1 protein-coding gene is annotated in these 1348 nt (G+C 60.5%); it reads left to right on the forward strand.

From position 1 onward, the window contains the following. On the forward strand, positions 1-1348 hold a 1348-nt coding region (locus tag AC1D35_RS36210), incomplete at both ends, for an RHS repeat domain-containing protein (protein ID WP_477942837.1).

The raw sequence follows: 1348 nt of genomic DNA on the forward strand, positions 1-1348 counted from the left end.
GCGCTATGTCTATGACGGTGGCAGCGACTACACTGCCTCACCGGTTCAGGGCAACCTGACCCAAAAGCTCGCTTATGCATCGGTCGTCGCGCCGCAGAGATGGGTGGCCAGCACCTATACCTATGATGCCTATGGCAACCGGGTGTCCGAAACCGACGGCGCCGGCAATCGCACCGAATGGGACTACGACCCGACCTATCACGTCTATCCGGTGACGGAACGCAGCCCCAAATACTTCGCCAATGGCGGCCAACCGGCAGACCCCCGCTTCGTGTCGACGACGGCCTATGATCCCGTCTGCGGCCTGCCGGCGACGAAGACCGATCCGAACGGCATCGTCGAGACCTACACCTACGACCCCTATTGCCGCCCCAGTGGCTATACCCATTCGGGTTCCGGCAACTACATCAACACCCGCTATGCGAACGAGGGCAATCCGGCGCAGCAGGCAGTCATCGTCTCGCAACCGCTGACGTCTGGCACCGGCGAGAGCTACACGTGCACCTATTATGATGGGCTTGGCCGCCCGTGGCGGGTGGAGACCTCGGGCGATACGGCAACCGGCCCTGCCCGCATCACCGACACGATCTATGATGCCCGCAGTAATGTGCTTCAGACATCGATCGTGCGCTTTGCCGGTGAAACAGCGCAGTGGACGATCAACAGCTACGACGCGCTCGACCGGATCACGAAGAGCGTCAACCCCGACAGCACCTACAAGACATACGACTATTACACCTATCTCGACCCGATCCCGGGAACGGCGAATATCGTCAACTACTACGTGAATTGGYACGATGAGCTAGGCTTGCGTCATCCCTATACGATCAGCACCWGGGGCGACAAAATCGCCGTCTCGGACCATTCGGATAAGGTCGCAGACGTATCGAAGACCATATTGCGATACCTAGCAACCCACGACGCGCTTGGCCATCTGGTAAGGGTGCAGGATACGAGCGGCGCTGTGTGGACCTACAGCTATGACCTGCTCGGCAACCGCCTGACGGCGAATGATCCTGACCTTGGGAATTGGTCTTACGCTTATGACGGCGCTAACCGGTTGATCCGCCAGGTCGACGCCCGCGGTGCGGTCACCTTCCTGACCTACGACCAGATGGGCCGTGTAACGCAGAAGTCAGTGCAGGCGCCCGGTTCATCGACCCCTGTCGTCGTCGCCACCAACACCTATGACCAGAACCCGACATCCACGTCGAGCAACATCGGTCTCCTGAGCGCGGCCGCCAACGACAACGCCACATTCGCCTACAAGCGGGTCTATACCGGCACCGGCAGCATCATCGCGACAACGGCAACGATCGACGGCCTCACCCAGACGACGACGCAGACG

The sequence above is a fragment of the Rhizobium sp. P1_E6 genome, assembly GCF_056405875.1.